The 23659-nt window shown below is 69.9% G+C and carries 17 protein-coding genes and 1 pseudogene; 11 read left to right on the plus strand and 7 right to left on the minus strand.

Translation table 11 applies throughout. The annotated features are described in order from the left end of the window. Nucleotides 1–22 precede the first annotated feature (22 nt). From ABTZ94_RS09110 to ABTZ94_RS09125, 4 genes are read left to right on the plus strand one after another with little or no spacing between them, the layout of a single operon-like run. Nucleotides 23–766: an amino acid ABC transporter ATP-binding protein gene (locus ABTZ94_RS09110; protein ID WP_351199054.1), complete on the plus strand. Its 744-nt coding sequence runs from the start codon at nucleotides 23–25 to the stop codon at nucleotides 764–766. Nucleotides 767–776: 10 nt separating this feature from the next. Beyond that, nucleotides 777–1691 (plus strand): glutamate ABC transporter substrate-binding protein, encoded by a 915-nt coding sequence (locus ABTZ94_RS09115; protein WP_502967210.1) that lies wholly within the window; start codon nucleotides 777–779, stop codon nucleotides 1689–1691. 17 nt (nucleotides 1692–1708) lie between these two features. Next, complete coding sequence (locus tag ABTZ94_RS09120) at nucleotides 1709–2353, plus strand: amino acid ABC transporter permease (RefSeq protein WP_351199016.1); 645 nt, start codon at nucleotides 1709–1711, stop codon at nucleotides 2351–2353. Further along, nucleotides 2350–3222 carry an amino acid ABC transporter permease gene (locus ABTZ94_RS09125; RefSeq protein ID WP_351199018.1) on the plus strand — a complete coding sequence of 291 codons (873 nt, stop codon included), beginning with the start codon at nucleotides 2350–2352 and terminating at the stop codon, nucleotides 3220–3222. Before ABTZ94_RS09120 ends, ABTZ94_RS09125 begins: the two co-directional genes overlap by 4 nt. Nucleotides 3223–3281: 59 nt before the next feature. Here the strand turns inward: ABTZ94_RS09125 and ABTZ94_RS09130 are convergent. The 6 genes and pseudogenes from ABTZ94_RS09130 to ABTZ94_RS09155 form a co-directional block, all read right to left on the minus strand. Next, nucleotides 3282–3508 (minus strand): annotated as a pseudogene (locus tag ABTZ94_RS09130) (CocE/NonD family hydrolase C-terminal non-catalytic domain-containing protein); the annotation flags it as partial. A 213-nt stretch (nucleotides 3509–3721) separates the two neighbouring features. Next, nucleotides 3722–5899 (minus strand): MGH1-like glycoside hydrolase domain-containing protein, encoded by a 2178-nt coding sequence (locus ABTZ94_RS09135; protein WP_351199019.1) that lies wholly within the window; start codon nucleotides 5897–5899, stop codon nucleotides 3722–3724. Then, nucleotides 5896–7932: a beta-galactosidase gene (locus ABTZ94_RS09140; protein WP_351199020.1), complete on the minus strand. Its 2037-nt coding sequence runs from the start codon at nucleotides 7930–7932 to the stop codon at nucleotides 5896–5898. The genes ABTZ94_RS09135 and ABTZ94_RS09140 overlap by 4 nt, the downstream gene beginning before the upstream one ends. Continuing rightward, nucleotides 7929–8789: a carbohydrate ABC transporter permease gene (locus ABTZ94_RS09145; RefSeq protein ID WP_351199021.1), complete on the minus strand. Its 861-nt coding sequence runs from the start codon at nucleotides 8787–8789 to the stop codon at nucleotides 7929–7931. The genes ABTZ94_RS09140 and ABTZ94_RS09145 overlap by 4 nt, the downstream gene beginning before the upstream one ends. After that, nucleotides 8786–9712: a carbohydrate ABC transporter permease gene (locus ABTZ94_RS09150; RefSeq protein ID WP_351199022.1), complete on the minus strand. Its 927-nt coding sequence runs from the start codon at nucleotides 9710–9712 to the stop codon at nucleotides 8786–8788. The genes ABTZ94_RS09145 and ABTZ94_RS09150 overlap by 4 nt, the downstream gene beginning before the upstream one ends. 4 nt (nucleotides 9713–9716) lie before the next feature. Next, nucleotides 9717–11054 (minus strand): ABC transporter substrate-binding protein, encoded by a 1338-nt coding sequence (locus tag ABTZ94_RS09155; RefSeq protein ID WP_351199024.1) that lies wholly within the window; start codon nucleotides 11052–11054, stop codon nucleotides 9717–9719. 136 nt (nucleotides 11055–11190) lie between these two features. On the opposite strand from ABTZ94_RS09155, the gene gcvPA reads away from it, so the two are divergent. From gcvPA to ABTZ94_RS09180, 5 genes are all read left to right on the plus strand, one after another. Next, nucleotides 11191–12570: an aminomethyl-transferring glycine dehydrogenase subunit GcvPA gene (gcvPA, locus tag ABTZ94_RS09160; protein WP_351199026.1), complete on the plus strand. Its 1380-nt coding sequence runs from the start codon at nucleotides 11191–11193 to the stop codon at nucleotides 12568–12570. Further along, entirely contained in the window at nucleotides 12567–14159 is a 1593-nt protein-coding gene (gene gcvPB, locus ABTZ94_RS09165) for an aminomethyl-transferring glycine dehydrogenase subunit GcvPB (RefSeq protein ID WP_351199028.1), read from the plus strand. Before gcvPA ends, gcvPB begins: the two co-directional genes overlap by 4 nt. 359 nt (nucleotides 14160–14518) lie before the next feature. Next, nucleotides 14519–15586 carry an ATP-NAD kinase family protein gene (locus tag ABTZ94_RS09170; RefSeq protein WP_351199029.1) on the plus strand — a complete coding sequence of 356 codons (1068 nt, stop codon included), beginning with the start codon at nucleotides 14519–14521 and terminating at the stop codon, nucleotides 15584–15586. A 36-nt stretch (nucleotides 15587–15622) separates the two neighbouring features. Beyond that, on the plus strand, nucleotides 15623–16369 hold the full coding sequence (locus ABTZ94_RS09175) for an SDR family NAD(P)-dependent oxidoreductase (RefSeq protein WP_351199031.1): 747 nt from the start codon (nucleotides 15623–15625) through the stop codon (nucleotides 16367–16369). A 49-nt stretch (nucleotides 16370–16418) separates the two neighbouring features. After that, a complete protein-coding gene (locus ABTZ94_RS09180; protein ID WP_351199032.1) occupies nucleotides 16419–17060 on the plus strand; it encodes a GntR family transcriptional regulator in 642 nt (213 codons plus the stop codon). Between the two features lie 97 nt (nucleotides 17061–17157). Here the strand turns inward: ABTZ94_RS09180 and ABTZ94_RS09185 are convergent, their stop codons facing one another. Further along, nucleotides 17158–18234 (minus strand): hypothetical protein, encoded by a 1077-nt coding sequence (locus tag ABTZ94_RS09185; protein WP_351199033.1) that lies wholly within the window; start codon nucleotides 18232–18234, stop codon nucleotides 17158–17160. Nucleotides 18235–18657: 423 nt separating this feature from the next. Here ABTZ94_RS09185 and ABTZ94_RS09190 point away from each other — a divergent pair, with 423 nt between their 5' ends. Next, entirely contained in the window at nucleotides 18658–19686 is a 1029-nt protein-coding gene (locus ABTZ94_RS09190) for a helix-turn-helix domain-containing protein (protein WP_351199034.1), read from the plus strand. Nucleotides 19687–20080: 394 nt separating this feature from the next. Then, the gene (locus tag ABTZ94_RS09195) at nucleotides 20081–23470 is read left to right on the plus strand and encodes a S8 family peptidase (RefSeq protein ID WP_351199035.1); all 3390 of its coding nucleotides are present in this window, start codon (nucleotides 20081–20083) and stop codon (nucleotides 23468–23470) included. Nucleotides 23471–23659 lie beyond the last annotated feature (189 nt).

Consider the following 23659-nt stretch of genomic DNA (forward strand, 5'->3'; position numbering starts at 1 on the left):
CGACAAGTGGGTGGGGCAGCGTATGGCCGTCGATCCGTTGATCGAGCTGCGGGACGTCAACAAGTTCTATGGGCAGTTGCACGTACTGCGGGACATCAATCTCACCGTGGGTCGCGGGGAGGTGGTGGTGATCATCGGTCCCTCCGGCTCCGGTAAATCAACCCTCTGCCGGACCATCAACCGGTTGGAGACGATCGAATCGGGTTACATCGCGATCGATGGCAGACCTCTTCCCGAGGAGGGGAAGGGGCTGGCCGAGCTCCGGGCCGAAGTGGGCATGGTCTTCCAGTCGTTCAACCTGTTCGCGCACAAGACCGTGCTGGCCAACGTCTCGCTCGCCCAGCTCAAGGTCCGCAAGCGGAAGAAGGACGAGGCCGACCGGCGCTCCCGCGAGCTGCTGGAGCGGGTCGGGCTCGCCTCGCAGGCCGACAAGCTCCCTGCCCAGCTCTCCGGCGGTCAGCAACAGCGGGTGGCCATCGCGCGCGCCCTCGCGATGGATCCCAAGGCGCTGCTCTTCGACGAGCCTACCTCGGCACTCGACCCGGAGATGATCAACGAGGTGCTGGAGGTCATGCAGCAGCTCGCCCGGGACGGCATGACCATGGTCGTCGTCACGCACGAGATGGGCTTCGCCCGCTCCGCCGCCAACCGCGTGGTCTTCATGGCCGACGGCCGCGTAGTCGAGGACCGCACTCCCGAGGCGTTCTTCACCGCCCCGGAGAGTGACCGCGCCAAGGACTTCCTGTCCAAGATCCTCAAGCACTGACGGGAGCTCCGTGTTGCGTACGAGAAGAGTTCTGGCCGTCTGCGCCGGTCTCCTGCTGGCCGTGCTCGCCGCCGGTTGCGGCAAGGAGGGAAGCCCGCCGGTGAAGGGCCCGAAGCCCGAGCAGCTGCCCGTGTACAAGGTCGACACCAGCTTCCGGCTGCCCGAATCACCGACCTGGAACAAGGCGAAGAAGCGCGGATACCTCCGGGTCGGGGCCAAGGAGGACCAGCCCTATCTGGGCGAGAAGGACCCGGCCACCGGCGTCTACTCCGGCTTCGACATCGAGATCGCCAAGATGATGTCGGCCTCGCTCGGCTTCGACCCGAAGACGATCCGCTTCAAGACCATCGCCTCCGCCAACCGCGAGACGGCGCTTCAGAACGGCCAGATCGACTACTACGTCGGCACCTACACCATCAACAACATGCGAAAGAAGCTCGTCGGCTTCGCCGGGCCCTACTTCATGGCCGGGCAGTCGCTGCTCGTCCGCACCGACGAACACGACATCAACGGCCCGCAGGACCTGGCCGGCAGGACGGTCTGCTCGGCGGCGGGATCGACCCCGTACCAGCGCATCGCCGCCGACTACCCGAAGGCGATCCTGGTCGCCTACGACACGTACTCGATCTGCGTCGACAACCTGTTGACGTACCAGGTCGATGCCGTCACCACCGACGACGCGATCCTGCTGGGCTTCGCCGCCAAGGCGCCCAAGGAGCTGAAGGTGGTGGGCAAGCCGTTCTCCGAGGAGCCGTACGGCATCGGCGTACCGCGCAGCGACAACGCGTTGCGGTTCGCCCTCAACGACGCCCTGGAGGCAAACCAGAAGAACGGCAACTGGAAGAAGGCGTTCGAGGCCACACTCGGCCTGTCCGGGGTGCCCGCACCCACGCCGCCGCCCATCGACCGCTACCCGGCGACCTGAGAGGGCGGGCATCGACCATGGACGTACTCACAGAGAACTTCTCGCTGTACGGCAAGGGCTTCCTCGGCACGGTCGAGCTGACCGTCTACTCCTCGATCCTGGCTCTGCTCCTCGGCTTCGTCATGGCCTCCTGCCGGGTGGCGCCCGTTGGTTCGCTCCGGGTGTTCGGCACGGTCTGGGTGACGGTGCTGCGCAACACCCCGCTGACGCTGCTCTTCTTCGCGGTCCTGCTCGGACTGCCGCGCTTCGGCCTGGTGCTTCCCTTCAAGGTCTTCGCGGTCCTCGCGCTCGGCTGCTACACCTCGGCGTTCATCTGCGAGGTGCTGCGCTCCGGCATCAACACCGTGCCGACGGGGCAGGGTGAAGCGGCCCGCAGCCTCGGCATGACGTTCGGTCAGACGCTGAACACCATCGTGCTGCCGCAGGCGTTCCGTTCGGTGATCCCGCCGATCGGCTCCACGTTGATCGCCCTCGCCAAGAACTCGGCGATCGCCGGGGCGTTCAGCGTCACCGAGCTGCTCGGCACCTACAAGACCCTCAACGAGCTGGGCTACAGCATCATCTGGACCTTCGTCTGGATCGCCGTCGGCTACCTGATCATCACCCTGTCCATCAGTGCGCTCTTCAATGTGCTGGAGAAGCGCTGGGGAGTCGCCCGATGACCACCCGCACCGCGCCGTCACCCACCGCGCTCTATGACATCCCGGGGCCGGTCACCCGTAAACGCCATCGCTTGTACGGGATCGTCTCGACGGCCCTGATCCTCGCCCTGATCGGCTGGGTCATCTATCTGCTCTTCGACACCGAACAGTTCACCAGCGTCAAATGGACACCCTTCGCGTACAAGGGCATTCAGGAGTTGCTGCTGCGCGGACTGGGCAACACCCTCAAGGCGTTCGGGTATGCCGCGGTGCTCTCCCTCGTGCTCGGGGCAGTCCTCGCCGTCGGCCGGCTCTCCGACCACCGGGTCGTGCGCTGGGTCTCGACGCTGCTGGTCGAGTTCTTCAGGGCCATGCCCGTACTGGTGATGATCTTCTTCATCTTCGTGGCGCTGAAGGTGCAGCCGCTGCCCGCGCTGGTCACCGGTCTGACCCTGTACAACGGGTCGGTGCTCGCCGAGGTGTTCCGTACCGGAATCAACTCGGTGGAGCGCGGCCAGCGTGAGGCCGCGTTCGCCCTGGGAATGCGCAAGACGCAGGTCACCACGTTCGTACTGGCTCCGCAGGCGGTGCGTGCCATGCTGCCCACGATCATCAGCCAGCTGGTGGTGGCGCTGAAGGACACCTCGCTCGGTTATCTGATCACCTACGAGGAATTCCTCCACGCGGGCAAGCTCATCGCGTCCAACCTCGACTACGATCTACCCTTCATCCCTGTGGTGATGGTGATCTCGCCGATCTATATCGGGATGTGCATGCTGCTCTCCTGGTTCGCGACCTGGGTGGCCAAGCGGGAGCGGCGCAATCCGAAGACGAAGGCCGTGGAAGTCGCACCGGCCGAACCAGGAACGCTGCTGCCGGGAGTGCAGTAGCCGGGATCCGCTGCGAAGCGGTCCCCGAGGAGCAGTGCCCGCCCGGCAGCAGCCGGTGATCACTTCTCGCGCAAGGGAACGGACACGTACAACGGGTCCGCCGGGGCGAGGAGAAGGTCAGCTGCGAGCCGGCCGGGTTGCTCGATGCACAGCGGGTCGACGGTGTCGATCACCGGGCGAGTCGGTGACCGGCCGGGACGCCGTAGGCGGTGGAGAACCGCTCCAGGTCTACGGGGCATGGCCGGCCCGGCATCTGTCCGTGGAAGGTACAGGGGGCGCCGCCGACTCGCGTCCCAGGCGATACCCGGTGGGTCGTGGTACGACGCCGGCCAGTGGCTGCCGTCCGCCGCCCCGGTGACATGCGGTGCGGACGCCTTGTGCCTCTTGTGAGTGAGAGAGGAGGCAGTAGCGTCCCGGGGCGGGCGGGACGGCGACAGTTCACACATCGGGGCGCGCCGAGCGGCGCCCCGGTGTGCGGCGAACGGCAGTCGTCTGCCTCCTACTTGTCTCGTGTCAGCATCGGCAGCAGCAGCGCCGCGGACCAGCTGAAGTTGGGCGAGTTGAGCGGCGCCCCGGTGGTCGGGTCGTAGTTCTCCATGATCGGTCCGTTGCCCGAGAGGCCCGACGCGTGGGTGAGGAGCTGGTCCGTCAGGGCGTTCGCATCCTTGCCGTAGCCGTAGCGGCGCAGGCCGCCGAGGGCGAAATAGGCCTGGTCGAGCCAGACGGGGCCGCGCCAGTACGCGGTCGGCGAGAAGTAGGGGGAGCTCTTCGCCACGGTCGGGAACGGGACGGTGGTGGCGAACTCTCCGGGATCCGTCAGCTTGTCGCGCACAGCACGGGCCTGCGCCTCGGACGCCGTGCCGGTCCACAGCGGGACGGCGCCCTCGATGCCGCGCCCGCGGGCCGTGAGCGGCGCGCCCGTGTCGAGCGCGGTGTCATGGAACCAGCCGTCCTTCGGGTCGTACATCGTCGCGCGGACGGCGGCGGACGTGGCGGCGGACCGCTGCGTCCACCGCTTGGCGTCGGCACCGCGGCCCAGCGCGCCCGCGATGCGCGCCAAGTAGCCCTGGTCGGCGGCGAGATAGGAGTTCAGGTCGACGGACTCCTGGTTGAGGGAGTAGCCGAGGAGTGTTCCGTCGGCCGCGTGGTTGGCGATGATGTCGGTGCCCAGGGCGGCGTCGAAGCGGGGCGCGTTGTCCATGCCGCTCTCCCAGGCCGCGGCGAGGCGCCGCTCCTCGGGCGAGTTGTTGGCGGGGTCCACGGTGGCGCCGTACTCGGCGAGGCCGTTGTGGTCGTGGTCGCGGTTGCGGTACCACCAGGCTTGGTACGCGGCGAGTTTCGGGTACATCTCCCGCAGGAAGGCCTTGTCCCCGTTCTTCGCGTACACCTCCCAGACTGCCCAGGCGGCCAGTGGAGGCTTGGAGTTGCGTTCGTTCCAGTTGCCGCCGCCGCGCGAGGGGTCGTTGTAGAAGATGACATCGGGGATCATCCCGGCGTCCTGCGGGCGGGTCGTGGAGTCCGGGCGTATCTGCCGGTCGAACATGGCGCGGATCTGCGACTCGGCCAGGTCGGGCGCGAAGCGTGCCGTGCCCACGGCCTGCTTCCAGGTGTCCCAGGCCCAGATGCCACCGGTGAACCACTTGTAGGAGATCGACGGTGTGATCCCGTCGTGTTTGATCTGCCCTGCCGCGCCTCGCCAGTTGGTGACGAGCGTCTCCAGCGACTTCACGGCCGTGCGTCGCCGGTTCGCCGGCACGCCCTGGGTCACCCCGGCGACATAGCCCCGCCAGCGCGCGTCGGAGGCGGAGACGACGGCATCGGGGTGTGCGAGTACGTCACGGACCTTCACCTTCTCCTTCGCGCGCTCGGCGGTGGTGAAGGTGTAGGACTCGGTCCAGTCGAAGCTGTGCGAGCGGCCCGGCGCGAGGGTCACCGGTTGTGCCGCCTCGGTGCGGTACGTGTCGCCGTCCACCGTCGTGCGGACGGCGTCCTTGTGCGTGACCTCGAAGCGTTCCGTGCCGTCGGTGAGGTAGTCCCAGGTCTCGCGGACCTTCGCGAAGTCGACGCCGACACCGGAGCCGGTGGCGGTCAGTGAGGGCGCGTCGCGCATCGGCCGGTCGGCGGGCCGCAGCAGGCTACCCGTCCAGTCGGCGCCCAGCGTGCGGGGCACCGGGCCGGTGTTGCGGACCTCCGCCCGCACCAGGGCGCTGCGGTCGGTGGCGAAGCGGAGTTCGAGGGTGAGGCGCAGGCCGCGGCCGAGGTCGTACGACTGGAGGAGCCGACCTGGGAGCGAGGTGAAGCGTGGCGCGCCTCCCTCGGCCAGGTCCAGGGGGCGGCCGTGTTCGGTGAGGTGGATGCGACTGAAGGACTTGCTGAGCCACCAGGGGTATTCCTGGGCGATGTAGAGCGGCCCGGAGAAGCCTCCGTACGCGTCCTTGTCGCCGGTCTTCGGCAGGGCGTAGGCGTGCCAGGCGCCCTGGTCGGCGAAGACGGTGACGGGGTTGTTGTCCTCGTCGTCGCCGGGCAGGGCGGCGGCGGGGGTGCCCTGCAGGTCGAGGACGTCGGCGTACGAGGGCGGTGGCGTCGGGCGCGCGTGGGCGGTGGCCTGCGGCACGGCGAGGGCGCCGCCGGCGAGGAGGAGGGCGGTGAGGATGCTCAGAGGCCGGTGTCCGGTCACGTGTGGGTCTCTCCCAGGGAGTCGGTGGTGGCGATGCGCAGGACGGCGGCGCCGAGCGGGCCGAGGTCGACGTGGTCGCGGACCCGGGCTCCGGTGAGCAGGTCGGTGCCGCCGGCCGCGTAGGGGCCGCTCAGTGGCGTCCGCGTGTGGTGATCGTTGTGGTTGAGGACGAAGAGGTACGTGGCCCGCTCGCCACAGCGGACGGTCGCCTCGACTCCGCCGGGGACGTCGAGCACGGGGCGTACGCCCGCGGCGCGCAGCGCGTCGTCGAGCAGGGCTGCGATGCAGTCGCCGAGGTGGGCGCTCACGTACCACGCGGTTCCGGTGCCGTAGGGGTGGCGGGTGACGGCGGGGCGGCAGGTCAGCTCTCCGGACGCGTACGAGTCGACGACCTCGGTGTCGGGGGCGTCGGGTTCGATCCACTCGCTCCACAAGGTGGCCTCGGCTCCGGAGGCGAGCCGCACCACCTCGGCGTCGGGGATCGGCCAGAACTCGTCGACCGACACGCCGAGTACGTCCCTCAGCGGTCCTGGTGCGCCCCCGTCGTGGATGTGGTCGTGGCCGTCGACGACGCCGCTGAAGGGGCCGCACACGAGGTGGCCGCCGCCGCGGACGTAGGCGGCGATGCGGTCGGCGTTCTCGGGCCGCAGGAGGTGGAGGTTGGGCGCGAGGACCACCCGGTATCCGTCGAGGTCGGCGTCCGGGGACACGAAGTCGGCCGGGACGGCGCGGGCGTGGAGCACGGCGTACCAGGGCCGGAGCAGGTCGGGCCAGCGCATCCGGGCCGAGGGGTGGTCGTCGGCCTCCAGGGCCCACCAGGAGTCCCAGTCGAGGACGATCGCCACGTCCGCCGGGGTGGTGGCGCCGGTGACCTCACCCAGCCGGGCGAGTTCGGCGCCGAAGCGCACGGTCTCACGCCAGCCACGGGAGGCGGTGCCGCGGTGCGGGAGCAGCGCGCTGTGGTACTTCTCGGCGCCGGCGCGGGAGGCGCGCCATTGGAAGTACATGATGCCGTCGGCGCCGCGGGCCAGGGCCTGGAGGGACCAGAGGCGTTGCAGGCCTGGCTTCTTGGGGACGTTGACCGGCCGCCAGCTGACCGCGGACGGTGCCTGTTCGAGGAGCAGCCAGGGTCTGCCGCCCTTGAGGGAGCGCATCAGGTCGTAGTTGAGGGCCGCGTTGACGTGGGCGCGCGGGTCGGCGGGGTCCGGGTAGGCGTCGTCGGAGACGAGGTCCTCGTGGGCTGCCCACTTCCAGTAGTCGAGGGCCTTGAACATCGACATGAAGTTGGTGGTGGCCGGGGTGTCCGGGCTCAGTTCCCTGAGTGCCTCGCGCTCGGCGCGGTGGCAGTCGAGCAGGGCGTCGGAGCAGAAGCGCCGCCAGTCGAGGAGCTGCGTCGGGTTGACGGGTCCCGGCGCGGTGCGCGGCGGTTCGATCTCGTCGTACGTGCCGTAGCGCTGGGACCAGAAGGCGGTGCCCCAGGCGTGGTTGAGGCCGTCGATCGTGCCGTAACGCTCGGTGAGCCAGGCCCGGAAGTGGTCGGCGGAGCGGGCGCAGAAGCACTCGGTTACATGGTCGCCGTACTCGTTGTGGATGTGCCACAGGGCGAGGGCCGGGTGGTGTGCGTAGCGTTCGGCGAGGGCGAGGGTCAGGCGCAGGGCGGCGGCGCGGTACTCGGGCGAGGACGGACAATAGTGTTGCCGCGAGCCGAATTCGAGACGTACGCCGTCCGCGGTCACCGGCAGGATCTCGGGGTGGGCGCGGACCAGCCATGCGGGCGGTGACGCGGTCGCGGTGGCCAGGTCGACGGCGATGCCGTGGGCGTGCAACAGGTCGAGGAGCCGGTCGAACCAGGCGAAGTCCCATGTGTCCGGGCCTGGTTGGAGCCGTGCCCAGGAGAAGACGCCGACGGTCACCATGGTGACGCCGGCCTCGCGCATCAATGGGGCGTCCTCGGCCCAGACGTCCTCGGGCCACTGCTCGGGGTTGTAGTCACCACCGTAGAGGACACCCGGGACGCGGGTCAGGCGGCTCATCCCTTCACCGCCCCGCCGAGAAGTCCGGCCACGAACTGCCGTTGGAAGAGAAGGAACAGGGCCATCAGCGGAAGCGTGGCGAGCAGTGAGCCGAGCATGAGTCCCGAGTAGTCGACGTGGGAGAGACCGGTGAGGGTGTTGAGCGCGACGGGCACGGTGTATTTTTCCTCGGAGTTGAGCATGAGCAGCGGCCAGATGAAGCTGTTCCACTGCGCCATGAACGTGAAGATGACCAGGGCGCCGAGCTGCGGGCGCACACATGGCAGCACGACCTGGTAGAAGGTGCGCAGCTCGCCGGAGCCGTCGATACGGGCCGATTCGAGGAGCTCGTCGGGGAAGTCGACGAAGCCCTGCCGCATCAGCAGGATGCCGAAGGAGTTCGCCAGGAACGGCAGGACGACCGCCTGGTAGGAGTCGATCCAGCCGACGCTCGCCATCATCTGGAACAGCGGCACGAGCAGCACCTGGAACGGGATCATCATCGTGGCGAGCACGGCGCCGAGCAGCAGACCCCGGCCGCGGAAGCGGTACTTGGCGAGTCCGTAGCCGCACATGGCGGAGATCAGCGAGCTGAGCGTGGTGTGTACGACGGCGATGCCGACGCTGTTGATCAGGACCCGACCGAAGCCGATGGTGTCCTGGAGCCGCACGAGGTTGTCGAGCAGGCGGCCGCCGGGCAGGAACGGCGGCGGCGAGCGGAACAGGTCCGACGTGGAGTGCGTCGCGGCGATCGCCATCCACAGGAACGGCACGAGGCTGACGACGGCGCCGGCCGTGAGCAGAAGGCGTACGGCGTAGCGTCCGAGGCGCCGGGCCGGGCGGACGCGTACGGGGGCCTGTGGGAGGGGGGCGGTCACCGGCGGCGCTCCCTTCCGAAGGCGATGTACTGGAGGGCGGAGATCGCGGCGATGAGGGCCACGACGACCCACGCGATGGCGGCGGCGTAGCCGAAGTCGAGCTGCTGGAAGCCGGTTTTGTAGAGGTAGACGACCGGGGTGAGGGTCGCGTCGTCGGGGCCGCCGCGAGTGAGGACGTAGTTCTCGTCGAAGAGCTGGAGGGTGCCGATGGTGGAGGTGATCACACAGAACAGGACGACCGGGCGCAGCTGCGGCAGGATCACGCGCGTGTACGTGGAGAGGCTTCCGGCGCCGTCGATGGCGGCGGCCTCGTACTGCTCCTTGCCGATGGCCTGGAGCCCCGCGAGCAGAATGACGGCGTTGTAACCGGTCCAGCGCCAGGTCAGGGACCCGATCAGTGAGACGCGGGCCCAGGTGGGGCTGTTGAGCCAGTCGACCTGGCCGATGCCGACGGCGCCGAGTATCTGGTTGACCAGGCCGCCGTCGGTCTTGAGGAGGACCTGGAAGACGACAGCGTACGCGACGAGTGTGGTGACGGCGGGCAGGAAGTAGACGGCGCGCCAGGTGCCGCGCAGGCGCAGCCAGGACTGGTTGAGCAGTACGGCGAGGACGAGGGCGAGGCCGGTCATCACCGGGACCTGCACAGCGAGGATGATCCCGGTGTTGAGCAGGGACTCCAGGAACGCAGGGTCGTGGATCAAGCGCCGGTACTGGCCGAGTCCCACCCAGTGGGTGGCGCCCGCGTCCTCGGTGGTGAAGCTCTGCAGGAGGCTCGCGCCGAGTGGATAGGCGAAGAAGAGGACGAAGAGGGCCGCCGCGGGCCCGGCGAAGATCCAGGCGGTGCGGCCCGGGCGCCTGCGGCGCGTCCTGGCGGGAGCCCGGGCGGGGGCGACCGGCCGGTCGTAGGTGGTGTGGACGGCCATCGGACTACTTCGCCCTCTCGCGACCGGTGGCCGTGGCAAGCTGCCGCGCGGCCGAGTTCAGGACGGCGCGCGGGTCCTTGCCCCGCAGCATCACGCCGTTGACGGCGGAGATCATGATGTCGGTGGCCTTCGCGTCGTCCTTGTTGTTCTCGACCGGCAGGATATTGCGGGCCAGCCGGGCGAACACATCGAGGGTCGCCTGGCCGCCGAAGTACTCCTGTTTCACGCTCAGATACGGGTCGTCGAGCGCGGGCAGATAGGCGGGGAACAGGCCCTCCCGCTTGAGCATGGAGACCTGGTTCGCCTTGCCGGTCAGCAGGAACTGGATGAACGCCCAGGCCAGGCGGGGGTTCTTGCTCTGCGCGGGGACGCAGAGCGTGGAGCCGCCGATGTTCGAGGTGCGGATCGCGTCGGCGGTGAATCCGGGCAGGGGCACCACCTGGAACCTTCCACTCAGCTCGGGCATCTCGTCGGTGAGCGTGCCCGACCACCAGGCGGCGGTGGGCGTGGTGGTGGCCTTGCCCTCCTTGATTCCGGTGACGAGCCCGTCCCAGCCCTTCTCGTAGTCGACGAGCCCTTTGTCGTGCAGGGTCTTCATCAGCGTGAGGGCCCGCACGGCCTCCGGGGTGTCGACGGCGACGCGGCCGCCTTTGAAGTAGGACTGGCCCTGCTGCTGGAGCAGCATCGGCAGGATCCCGGCGTCCGTGGAGTCCATGATGAGCAGCTTGCGGCCGGTGACCTCCTTGATGCGGACCCCGGCCCGCACATAGTCGTCCCAGGTCAGCAGCGACTTGGGGTCGACTCCGGCGGCGCGGAAGTGGTCCGTGCGGTAGTAGAGCGCGCAGGGGCCTATGTCCCAGGGCAGTGCGAAGACGGCGCCACCCTTGCCGGTGACGGTGCGCCACGCGGCGCGGTCGAATTCGCCGCCGTAGCGGCCGCCGAGGCTCGTCATGTCATAGAAGCCGCTCGGGAAGTTGCCCGTGTAGCGCGGCATATGGCTTCCCTCGACCGTGAGGACGTCGGCGAGGCCCGAGCCGCCGCGCAGGCCGACGGTGATCTTGTCGTAGGCGTTGTCGTAGCCGATGTCGACGATGTCGACAGTGGTGCCGGGGTGCTGCTGCTCGAAGGTGCGGGCGAGGCGCTTCATGGCCTTGGCGGCCACGTCCCACGACCAGACCGCGATCTTTCCGCTGACCTTGTCTGCTTCGCCGTCCTCCTCGCCACTGATGTCGCGAGCGCCTGTGCCGCCCGCACCGCCCATGGCACATCCGCTGACCAGGGACGATGCCGCGACTGCGAGACCTGTGGTCAGAACAACCCGTCGGGTGGGTCTTGTTGACACTCTTGCCTCCTGGAGCCTCAATGCCTAATGCTGTATTCAGAACACTGAATGACGGAGCCCGCCGTCAAGAGGTGTACACACAAAGACTTTTGTTGCCGTGGTTCAGGCTTCCGTCGGCTCACGCGAAAGGCGCGGCATGACGTCACCCCAGGACTCCGTCCACCCCTACATCCCGAACGCGGTACCGGCCGTGCGGCAGGCGATGCTCGAGGAGATCGGCGCGGCGAGCATCGAGGACTTCTACGCCGACATCCCGGATGCCGTCCGGCTGCACCGCCCCCTCGACCTGCCGGCCCCGCTGCGTTCGGAGGCCGAACTCGTCCGCCACATGGAGGAGCTGCTCGGGCGCAACACATCGACGCGGCAGGCACTCAGCTTCCTCGGCTCCGGCTGCTACCAGCACCACGTACCGGCGGTCGTGGACGAGGTGGTCAACCGCAGCGAGTTCCTCACCGCGTATGCGGGCGAGCCCTACGAGGACCACGGGCGCTTCCAGGCGCTGTGGGAGTACCAGTCGATGATGGCCGAGCTGCTCGATGTGGAGATCGTCAACGTCCCGGTGTACGACGGCTTCCAGGCCTCGGGAACCGCGCTGCGCATGGCCGGCCGGATCACGGGCCGCCGCCGCGTGGTCGTCGCCACCGCGATCGACGCCGACAAGCTCTCCCGCCTGCGCGACTACGTGCGCCCCGACCACGACGTGACAGTGGTCCCGGTCGACCCGGACACCGGCTGCGCCGACCTCGACGCGGTGCGCGCGGCGCTCGCCGCCGGCGACACGGCGGCGGTGTATGCGGACGCACCCTCCGCGTACGGCATCGTCGACCATGCGCTGCCCCGCCTCGCCGAACTCGCTCACACCGCCGGAGCGTTGTACGTCGTCGGCTGTAATCCGCTCACGCTCGGGGTGCTCGCGCCGCCCTCCGCGTACGGCGCGGACATCGCGTGCGGCGACATCCAGCCGCTCGGCCTCCACCAGAGCTTCGGCGGTGGCAACGCGGGCTTCATCGCCACGCGCGACGAGGAGGCGCTGGTCGCCGAGTACCCGTCACGCCTGTTCGGTCTTGTGCCGACAACCGTCGAGGGTGAGTACGGCTTCGGCGACGTCGCCTACGAGCGGACCTCCTTCGCGCTGCGTGAGGAGGGCAAGGAGTGGGTCGGCACGGCCGCCGCGCTGCACGGCATCGGCGCCGGGGTCTATCTCGCGCTGATGGGACCGCAGGGCATGCGGGAGATCGGCGACACGATCCTCGCGCTCACCGCGTACGCCCGCCGGCGCCTCGCCGAGGTGCCCGGCATCGAGATCCCGTACGGCGATGCCCTGCACTTCGCCGACTTCACCGTCCGCTACACGGGCGGCCCGGCCGCCGCCGAGATCCGTGCCGGCCTCAAGGAGCGCGGCATCTTCGGCGGCGTGCCGACCGGCGCGTACGAGGCCGCTTACTGCGTCACCGAAGTCCACACCAAGTCCGACATCGACCGGCTCGCCGCGACCCTCGAGGAGATCGTCAAGTGACCGCCCCGCACGCGCCCGTGTCCGTCTCCCCCGAGGAGGCGCGCATCGCCGCCAAGCCGCGCCTGCGCCGTTTCCAGCAGGCCTCCTGGGACGAGAGGCTGATCTTCGAACTCGGTTCGCCGGGCGAGCGAGGAGTCCTCGTTCCCACCGCGGACCCGTCGATCGAGAAGGTCGCGATACCCGCCGCCCTGCGCCGCGCCGAACCGCCCGCCCTGCCGGAGATGTCCCAACAGCAGGTACTGCGCCACTACTTGCGCCTGTCACAGGAGAACCTGGGCGCCGACCTCAACATCGACGTGGGCCAGGGCACCTGCACCATGAAGTACAGCCCCAAGGTCAACGACCAGTTCGTCCGCGACCCGCGGATCGCGGCGCTGCATCCCCTCCAGGACGAGGACACGGTCCAGGGCGTCCTCGGGATCATCCACAGCCTGGAGCAGCTCCTGAAGGAGATCTCCGGCATGGACCGGGTCTCGCTCCAGCCCGGTGCGGGCTCCGCCGCGATCTACACCAACGTCGCCATGATCCGCGCCTACTTCGCCGCGCGCGGCGAGCCGGAGCAACGCGACGAGGTCATCACGACGATCTTCTCCCACCCGTCGAACGCGGCTTGCGCGAAGACCGCGGGCTTCAAGGTCATCACCCTCCACCCGGACGCGGACGGCTACCCCGACATCGAGGCACTCAAGGCGGCGGTCGGCCCGCGCACCGCGGCGCTCCTCATCACCAACCCCGAGGACACGGGCATCTACAACCCGCGCATCGAGGAGTTCGTACGGATCGTGCACGAGGCCGGCGGCCTGTGCTCGTACGACCAGGCCAACGCGAACGGCATCCTCGGCATCACGCGCGCGCGGGACGCGGGCTTCGACCTGTGCCACTTCAACCTGCACAAGACGTTCTCGACGCCGCACGCATGCGGCGGCCCGGCGGCGGGGGCGTGCGCGGTCACCGCGGAACTCGCCCCGTATCTTCCGCGCCCCACGGTCGAGTTCGACGGCTCGACGTACCGTCTGGACGACGACAGGCCCGAGTCCGTCGGCAAGATGCGGCCGTTCTACGGGGTCGTCCCGAACCTGGTCCGCGCCTACGCTTGGATCATGTCGCTGGGCGCCGAGGGCCTGCGGGCCGCCGCCGAGACGGCGGTCCTCAACAACAACTACCTGCTCCACAAGGTCCGGCAGATCCCGGGCGTCTGCGTCCCCTACGCCGCCGGGCGCCCGCGCGTCGAGCAGGTCCGCTACAGCTGGGAGCAGCTCCACGAGGACACCGGCCTGCACTCCGAGGACATCGGCCTGCGCGCCGCGGACTTCGGCACGCACTACTGGACCAGCCACCACCCGTACGTCGTACCGGAACCCATGACGCTGGAGCCGACCGAGTCCTACACCCGCGCCGACCTCGACGAATACGCGGCGATCCTCGCGGAGATCGCCCGTGAGGCCTACGAGGACCCGGAGACCGTGCGCACGGCGCCGCATCGCTCTACCATCCACCGTGTGCGCCCCGAGGCCCTGGACGACCCGGCGACCTGGGCGGTCTCCTGGCGCGCCTACCGCCGCAAGGTCCTCGGCGAGGCCGGCCGGTGACGAGGATCGGCCTGGTGGTCAACCCGGTCGCCGGCCTCGGCGGCCGGGTGGGCCTGGGCGGCACCGACGGCCCGGACCGGCCCCGCGTGGCACTTTCGCTGGGCGCACGCCCCTTGGCGGGGGCGCGTGCCGCTGCGGCTTTGGGTGAACTGGCGGTGCGTTCAGGGCAGTTGACAGCAGATGTGTGTCCTGCGTGGGACGGACGAGACAGCGAGTCGACAGCGACGGCGCCCCCCACGCCCGGCCGGCACACACAAGCGAGCGCCGCTTCGACGGCCTCCGCGCCAGACGGGCGTCCCGATGCGTCGAAGGGCACGGTCCACGCCCCCGCAACCACGCGGAGGCGCACGCCACACCCCGTGCCCGGCCGCCGGGCCGACGCCACCGGGGATCTTGCGCCGAACGGGCTCAGCGGCACGCAGGCCGGGGCGGCGGCCATCGCTCCGGTCGGTCACCCGCCGGGCTCCGGACTCCTCGTCGTCACCGCCGCCGGTCCCCTGGGTGCTGACTCCGTCGCCGCCGCAGGGCTTGAGGGGCGGGTCGTGTACGCCGCCGGGGCCGGGCGGGACACCTCAGCCACGGACACGGCCGCCGCGGTGCGGGCGATCGTCGCCGAGGGCGTCGACCTCCTGCTCTTCGCCGGCGGCGACGGCACCGCGCGGGACGTACTCGACGCCCTGGGCGACGTGCCCTGCCCGGTCCTCGGCGTGCCGACCGGCGTGAAGATGCACTCGGCCGTCTTCGCCATCAGCCCGCGCGCCGCGGGTGAGGTCGCGGCGGCGTGGCTCGCCCGCAGGAGCACCGTCCGGCTGCGGGACGCCGAGGTGATGGACCGGGACGAGGACGCCCTGAGCGAGGGCCGCGTCACCTCACGGCTCTTCGGGTGGCTGCCCGTGCCCGACGTGCCGGTGCGCGTACAGCAGCGCAAGACCGGCAGCACCGCCACCGCGCCCGAGGAGGTCGGCGGCATCGCGACCGACGTCGCCGAGCGCGTCGGGGACGGGCTGCTCGTGCTCGGCCCCGGCAGCACCACCCGGGCGGTCGCGGCGACGCTCGGCGCGGACGTCTCCCTCACGGGGGTCGACGTGCTCCGCCTGCGGCCCGGCCACCGGCCGCGAATCGTGGCCCGCGACGCGGGCGAGGACGCCCTCCTCGCCATCGGCCCGGCCTGGATCGCCCTCTCCCCGATCGGCGGCCAGGGCTTTCTCCTCGGCCGCGGCAACCAGCAGATCTCGCCGCGCGTCCTGCGCGCGGCGGGCGGCCGCGAGCGCCTGCTCGTGCTGTGCACAGAACAGAAACTGGCCGCGCTCGGAGGCCGCCCTCTTCTCCTCGACACCGGCGACGACGCCCTCAACGGGGAGCTGTCCGGCCACCTCCGCGTCATCACCGGCAGGCGGCGCACGTCGCTGTACCGCCTGGCCGGATGACCCTTTACCTCCCATTACTCCCAGAAGGAGCCCAAGATGATCTCCCTTGACGGCAAGCGTGCCATCGTGACCGGCGGCGGAGCCGGAATCGGCCGCGCCACCGCCCAGGTCCTCGCCGAGCTCGGCGCCCGCGTGGTGATCGCCGACATCGACACGGACGGCGGCGAGCGGACGGCGAAGGACACCGGAGGGTCGTTCGTACGCTGCGATGTGTCTCGACGCGAGGACTGCGAGGCCGTCGTGGACGCCGCACAGGAACTGCTCGGCGGCGTGGACGTCCTCTTCAACAACGCGGGAATCATCCGCCGCTCCACGGTCTGCGAGATCACCGAGGACGACTGGGACCTGGTGATGGCCGTGAACATCCGCTCGGTGATGCTGATGAGCCGCCTCGTGATCCCGGGCATGGCAGCGCGCGGCGGCGGTTCCATCGTCAACACCGGCTCCGGATGGGGCATCCGCGGCGGCGGCCGGGCCGTCTCGTACTGCGCATCGAAGGGCGCCGTCGTCAACATGACCCGTGCCATGGCCATCGACCACGGCCCCGACAACATCCGCGTCAACTGTGTCTGCCCCGGCGACACGGCCACCGGGATGCTCGCCGAGGAGGCCCGCCAGCTCGGCGAGAGCTCCGACGCGTTCTACGCCGACGCCGCCGACCGGCCGCTGGGCCGGATAGGCCGGCCCCGCGACATCGCCCAGACGGTGGCGTTCCTCGCCTCGGACGCCTCGGCGTTCCTGAGTGGTGCGATCATCCCGGTCGACGGCGGCGGTACCGCGTGACCTGCCGGTAGCGGATAATCGACCGGACCGAAGGGGAGGGCAGCCTCACATGCCAATCGAAAACCGCCCGCTGCGCGAACAGGTCAAGGAGGAACTGATCAAGCGCCTCGGGCGCGGCACGATCGCGACCAGCAAGCCGATCAACGAGGGGCAGCTCGCCACCGAGCTCGGCGTCAGCCGTACTCCGCTGCGCGAGGCACTGATCACGCTGGAGCGCGAGGGCGTCATCACCAGTGAGCGCGGCAAGGGCTTCCGTTTCACGCCGCTCAGCGCCCAGGAGTTCCGTGACCTGTCCGCGATCGTCGCGGCGCTGGAGGCGCTTGCCCTGGAGTCCAGCGATCCCGAGCACCTCGTGGCGACGGCTCCCCGGCTGCTCGAGGAGGCGCGCGCGTTCTCGGCCCCGCAGGCGCCGCACGACGTCATAGAGCGTTACGACGACGCGTGGCACGACCTGCTCCTGTCCGGCTGCACGAACGACCGCCTGATGAAGCTGCTCACCTCCCTGAAGGTGACGATGCACCGCTACGAGCGGGTGGCCCTGGGCGACCAGGACATCCTGGAGCGTTCGGCCGAGGAGCACGAGCGGATCGCCGAGTGCCTCCAGCGCGGCGACCTCGACGGGGCCGTCGCGGCGCTCAAGGAGAACTGGAACAGCGGGATGCACCGGATCCTGGAGTATCTGAAGGACTGACCGCGGGCGGCGGGGCCGTGGAGCCCCCGAGCCCGGGGCGGCCGGAAGGCCCGCGCGCCCCGGGGGCTGAGGACACCCGCGACCGACCGCGTCGCGGTCAGGGCTGGGCCAGGCGCTGGAACATGGTCGTGATCTGGTCCTGGTCGGCGATCAGGGGCAGCGTGTCGAAGTACAGCTCCCACTCGCCCGCCGGACCGAAGCGCTCCACGATCCCGAAGGGGACATTCGCGCCCTTGATACTGGTGACGGTGCCGTGCCACTCCACGAAGGTGTGCGTGCGGCCGAACGCGACCTGGCCCGGCTTCAGCCGGACGTCGGCGTGGTCGAAGAGCCGGCGGAGATAGGCCGCCTTGCCGTCGGCGGTCTTGAGGGGCGAGGCGAGGCCGGGCGCGGTCAGGCGGCCGTGTCCGGCGCCGCCGACGAGAGCGTCGACGTTCTCGGTGTTCCAGGCCGCGAGCCGCGCCGTGATGTCCCCGGCGCGGAAAGGGCGCGGCGCGGGGCCCCGGCCGGCGTCCGCCGCCGGGCCCGGGCCCGCGTCCGCGACACCCTCGAACAGATTGCGCAGCTCCGGGGCCGCCGATCGGAACACGGTGTACCGGTCGTAGTAGCGCCGGGCCTGGATCGTCTTGCCGTCCTCGGAGAGGACGTTGCGGGCGATCTGCGGATAGCCGACCTTGTGACCCTTGACGGTGACCTCGTTCCACTGGCCGAACATCACCACCGCACCGTCCGCGACGACTTCGGTGCCCCGATAGCGCAGGTCCGGTACGAGACGCAGCGAGTCGACGATGGACTTCCCGATGACGGCGTGCCCGCGCTGCGGATCGCCCCCGGCCTCCCAGAGGGTGGCCTCCGGGTCGAAGATGTCGAGATAGGCGGCGACCCGCGGGTGTCCGACCTCACCTGTCTGCGGCGGCGTCCCGGTGGGGGTCTCGCCGAATATGATCTGCCGCTTCATGAACGCGCAGGCGTTGGGGGTGATGCGTCCCTCCAGCGTGCCGACCTTGTCACGGACCTCCGCGCACGCGACCGAGGTTGGTGCGGCGGCGGCCGTCGCGTGCAGCACGGCTCCCGCGTCCGTGGTCGGGTTCGAATGTGCCGTGCCGAACGCCATCCCGGACACCATCGCGACCGTGACGGCTCCCGCACGCCCCAGCATCTTCGTACCGCGCATCTTCGACCTCTCACCCGTCGTAGGGGGAACAAGCTTGACTTCAGGCCCTGGTGGAGTCCGCCTCCCGCGCTCCTTGGCCTGTGGCGGCAACCCTGCCCGCGTCCACTCCGAAGATCGATTACTTGTCAGGTAATGGGCCCCGGCCCGCGGCGGGAGGGATGACGCCCGGCAGGCGGTGCCTGATCGCCGGGTCGTGACGTGTGGCGGTACGGCGCGTCAGTCGGCGTAGGCCGCCGGCGGCGGGCCCGCGGGTGCGGGAAGTGCCTGCGGAGGCCGCGTCCGGGTCGTCCCGGGTGGGGCGCAGACCGGGCAAACAGCCAGTGGCGGCATCCTGACGGGGGATAGGGTTCGGCTGAGAAGAATCCGCTCGGTCCACGCGAGCTGCGCCAGGGCCGGACATGGTGCCGCCCGAGGAGGAGCCGGATGCTGCAGGCGCTGGGATTGGGCCCGGCCGAAGAGGCCATCTACACGGCACTGCTGGCCCGCCCGACGGCCTCCACGCAGGACCTCGTCCGGCAGACGGGAATCGAGAAGGCCGAGACCGCCCGCATCCTGCTCGACCTGGCGGCACGTGGCCTGGTGGCGGTCGCCACCGAGGCAGAGAGCGAGGCACCTGACTCGGCCGACCGCGAGGCCGGCCTTCAGCCCGCCCGCTACCGGCTCACACCGCCCTCGGTGGCCCTGGCGCCGCTACTCGTCGAGCAGCGCAACGCGCTGCACCGGGCCGAGACCGCGTTCTCGATGCTGACCGAGCAGTACCGCAGTACCGCCGCCCACCCCGCGGGCAGCGTCGTGGAGGTGGTCGTCGGCGTGGAGCAGGTCGCACACCGGTTCCACCAACTGCAGCGCGGAGCCCAGCGGGAGTTGCTTGTCTTCCTCGTCGGCGAGCCCATCGCGGTGCCGCGCGAGGATGCCGACATGTCGGAGAATTCCGCGCTGGACCGCGGAGTCGACTTCCGGGTCGTGGCGGCCAGGAACTATCTCGACGGTCACGACGTAGCACAGGACGTGCGGGCAGCCATTACGGCGGGCATCGAGCTTCGCCTGGTCGACTCGCTGCCGCTGAAGATGGTCGTGTCGGACCGGGAACGTGCCATGGTGCCACTGGACATGGCGGACTCCGGCGGTGAGCCGAGCGCAATCGTGGTGCACCGCAGCGGCCTGCTGACGGCGCTGGTCCATCTCTTCGAGAAGGAATGGGCCCAGGCCCGGCCGCTGTACAGCACCACCACGGGTGTGCGCGCGGAGCCGGCAGCCGATTGGCAGCCGACCGAGGGGGAACTGGAGGTCCTCGCCCTGCTGTTGGCAGGGATCTCCGACCGGCGGGCGGCCTCCCAACTCGGTCTCTCCATACGCACCGTGGAGCGGCGGATACGCCGTCTGATGGACCTTGCCGGAGTGGATTCGCGCCTGCAACTCGGGTGGCACGCCGCACGTGCGGGCTGGCTGTGACTTCCTCCTTCTCGGTCTGAGAGCCGAGGAGTCCCGCGTCTGTCGGTGGTCACCTTGCGAGGGTGGCCGCCAACTCCTGCCGGGTTCCTGCTTCACCGCCGGCGGGCCCGTGATCCGGGCTGGAGGCGTCTGCCGGAGCGGCGGCGCGCGCACCCACGCCGACTGGTAGTACCTGACCCGCGCGGCCCCTTCGGCGAGATCACCGGGCGAGTGTCGGCCCGGGCATACCTCCACCTGTCAGACCCGAAGGCTCACCGGGCCGACGAACCACGTGATGTGACGGCGTGACGGAAAACCGACATGCGGGAAACCCGTCACACGCAGCATCCCTGCACGATCCGTGTGTCTGCCAGGCTGCGGAATGGCATGTTCACGGCATCAAGTAGGGAGACTCATGCGCCCCATAACGCGTACAGCCTTGGGCGCGGCAACCGCCGCCGTCCTGGCCGTCACTGCGATCGCGCCATCCGGGGCGGCGGATACGCCGCCTGACGGTGCCTCGGGGAAGAGGCCCATCATCGGCAGCGGGACCACGGCACCGGGCGGCAAGCAGGTGACGGTCACGCTCGTCACCGGCGACAAGGTGCTGGTGACCACGGACACGTCGGGCCACAGCTCGGCGACCGTGCTGCCCCGCGAGGACGGCACGCAGCAGATGGTCCAGACCTATCAGATGGGCAAGGACCTCTACGTCTACCCGGAGGACGCCTCCCAGGCGATCGCCGAGGGCAAGGTCGACGAGCAGCTGTTCAACGTCACTGGGCTCATCCGCCAGGGATACGACGACACACACACCGACACGCTGCCACTCATCGCCACTTACCAGAACAGTGTGAACGTTGCCGACAGCGCGCCGGCGGCCCCTCGCGGGGCCGAGCGGGGCCTGAGCCTCCCGGCTGTGGACGGCGTCGCGCTCAAGGCCGGCAAGGACACTGCCGCCACCTTCTGGCAGGACGTCACCAACCCCCGCTCACGTTCTGCCTCCACGCTGAAGAAGCTGTGGCTGGACGGCAAGGTCGAGGCCACCCTGGACCGGTCCACCGCGCAGGTGCACGCGCCGGAGGCCTGGGCGGCCGGCTACGACGGCAAGGGCACCAAGGTCGCCGTGCTGGACACGGGCGCGGACGCCGAGCATCCGGACCTGGCGGGCCGGATCGGCGCGTCCAAGAACTTCACCGACTCCCAGAGCGTCAAGGACCGGCAGGGGCACGGCACCCACACCGCCTCCACGGTCGGCGGCTCCGGAGCGGCCGGCGACGGCCGCAAGAAGGGCGTAGCCCCCGGGACCGACTTGCTCATCGGCAAGGTCCTCAACGACTACGGCTACGGGCAGACCTCCTGGATCATCGAGGGGATGCAGTGGGCCGTCGACCAGAAGGCCGACGTCGTCTCCATGAGCCTGGGCAACTCCGCGGTCGGTGACTGCGGCGACCCGCTGGCCGCGGCGACGAAGGAGCTGTCGCAGAACACGCACACCCTGTTCGTCGTCGCCGCCGGCAACCTGGGTTCGGGCATCGAGACCGTCTCCTCGCCGGGCTGTGTGCCCGGTGTGCTGACCGTGGGTGCCGTCGACCGCGATGACACCACCGCGTGGTTCTCCAGCCGCGGTCCCGTGGCTGTCACCCACACCCTCAAGCCCGAGATCGCCGCCCCCGGTGTCGGCATCTCGGCGGCGGCCGCGGGCGGCCGCGGCACCTACGCGTACCAGACGATGTCGGGCACCTCCATGGCGACCCCGCATGTCGCCGGTGCTGCGGCCATCGTCCGCCAGGCCCACCCGGACTGGACCGCGCAGCAGGTCAAGGCCTCCCTGGTCTCCTCCGCCCGCACTGATGGCAAGGTCCCCGGCGCTGACGAGACCGGGGGCGGCGTCCTCGACGTGGCCACCGCGGTGGACCAGCAAGTGCTCTCCGCACCGGCTGTCCAGGCCGGCAGCTACAACTGGCCGCAGGACGCCTCGGACCGCAGCACCGTGCAGGTGCCCTTCACCAACACCAGCGGCAGCGACCTGACCCTGAGCCTGAAGGTCAGCGGTGTGCACGGCAACGACGGCAGCGACGTCAACTCCGGCATCGTCAAGCTCGAACAGGGCAAGGTGACCGTCCCCGCGGGGGCCACCGCCCAGGTGCCGCTGCGGATCGACCCCACCGCCCGTCTGAAGGACGCCCAGTACGGCGCTGTCACCGGCCGGATCCTGGCCACCGGCGGCGATGTGCACGTCTCCGTGCCCGTCACGCTCTACGTCCAGCCGGAGACGGTCACGCTCCGGGTCAAGGCCATCGACCGTAATGGCAAGCTCGCGACCGGCCCCTCCTCCCTGGACCTCGTCAGCCTCGACACCGACAAGGGCGAGCGCCGCAGCAATGCGGGTGCGACCGAACAGACGTACAGCGTGCGCCCGGGCGACTATGCCCTCAGCAGCTTCGTGGCGACGTACGACGCGAACAAAAAGCCCGAATCGGTCAGCTACCTCGCGAAGCCACAGCTGCGGATCACCCATGACACCACTGTCGTCCTCGACGCCCGCAAGGCCCACCAGCTGAGCCTGCACACCGACCGCCCCTCGAAGGTGAACAACACCACGTTCAGCTACGCCCGCACGTGGGACGACACTTGGCAGATATCCGGATCGCTCATGTCCGGCGACACCGTCCAGAAGTTCTACGCAGACGTCGACCGACGTGCCAAGAACGGCACCTTCGAGTTCCGGCCCACCTGGCGTGCGACCGGCTCCGAGGACGGCTCGCCCTACGTCTACAACCTGTCGTTCCCGACCGAGGGTCCCCTGCAGTCCGACCAGGTCTACCAGCCCAAGGACTCCAAGCTGGCCCAGGTCACCGAAACGTGGAACGCCATGGGCAAGGAGGCCGACTACCTCGACGCGATGTTCCTCCGCCCCTCCGGGAGCAGCGGCGACTACGTCCCCGTGAGCCCGTTCGGCTCCGTCCACGTGCCCACTACCCGCACCGCCTACTACACGACCGGCGACGACGCCTGGTACCACGGCGCGATGACCAGCTTCCCGTTTGCCGCGTTCATGAACGACCAAGAGCGCACCTACCAGGCTGGAGAGCGGCGCGCCGAGGAGTGGTACGGCGGCCCCCTGCGGCCGGCCGCGCCGCGCGACGCCGACGGCAAGCTGATGCTGACCGCCGAGCGGCAGGGCGACCTGATCGGATTCCAGAACGCGCTCTGGGCCGACAGCTCCGGCGACCACTGGGCCTACGAAGGGTCGTTCGGCGACCTCGGTAACCTGGTGCTGAAGCGCAACGGTGAGCAGATCGCCAGCAGCGCCTGGCCGTACGCCGCGTTCGAGGTGCCGGACGAGGACTCCGCGTACGAGCTCACCCAGAACCTCGAGAAGATCTACACCGCGGACCGGAACTGGCTCCGCTCCACCGCTGTCAAAACCACCTGGAGCTTCCGCTCCCACCGGGAGCCGGATGTCTACTCGCGCGGCCTGCCGATGCTCTTCCCGGCGTACGACGCCCCCGTGGACGGCCTGAACACCCTGCCCGCGCAGAGCGGCATCACGGTCGGTCTGTCGGTCGAGGGCCACGCCGGGTACACCCCGGGCGCGATCAAGACGGCCTCGCTGTCCTACTCCTACGACGGCGGCACCACCTGGACCCAGGCGCCGACCGAGCAGCGGGACGGCAAGTGGACGGCCATCCTCGACAACACCGGCGCCGCCGGCAAGCAAGTCACGATGAAGGTCGCCCTCACCGACGCCAACGGCAACGCGGTCACCCAGACCATCACCCGCGCCTACGACGTTCGGTAACCACATGGTCCGGCCGGGCGGTCTCCCACAACGGGCGGCCCGCCCGGCCGGCCACCTGCTGCCCCACCCCTGATCATCAGAGCGCAGTCCAGGCGCAGATCGTTGCAGTCCCGGCAAACCGACAGCTTGCCGGGAGTGTCGGCAGTTGCAACCGCTCGCGCAGTGCAGCCGATGCCGGCCACGCCCGGA

This window comes from Streptomyces sp. NPDC002785 (assembly GCF_040295565.1).
In the GTDB taxonomy this organism is placed as follows: Bacteria; Actinomycetota; Actinomycetes; order Streptomycetales; family Streptomycetaceae; genus Streptomyces.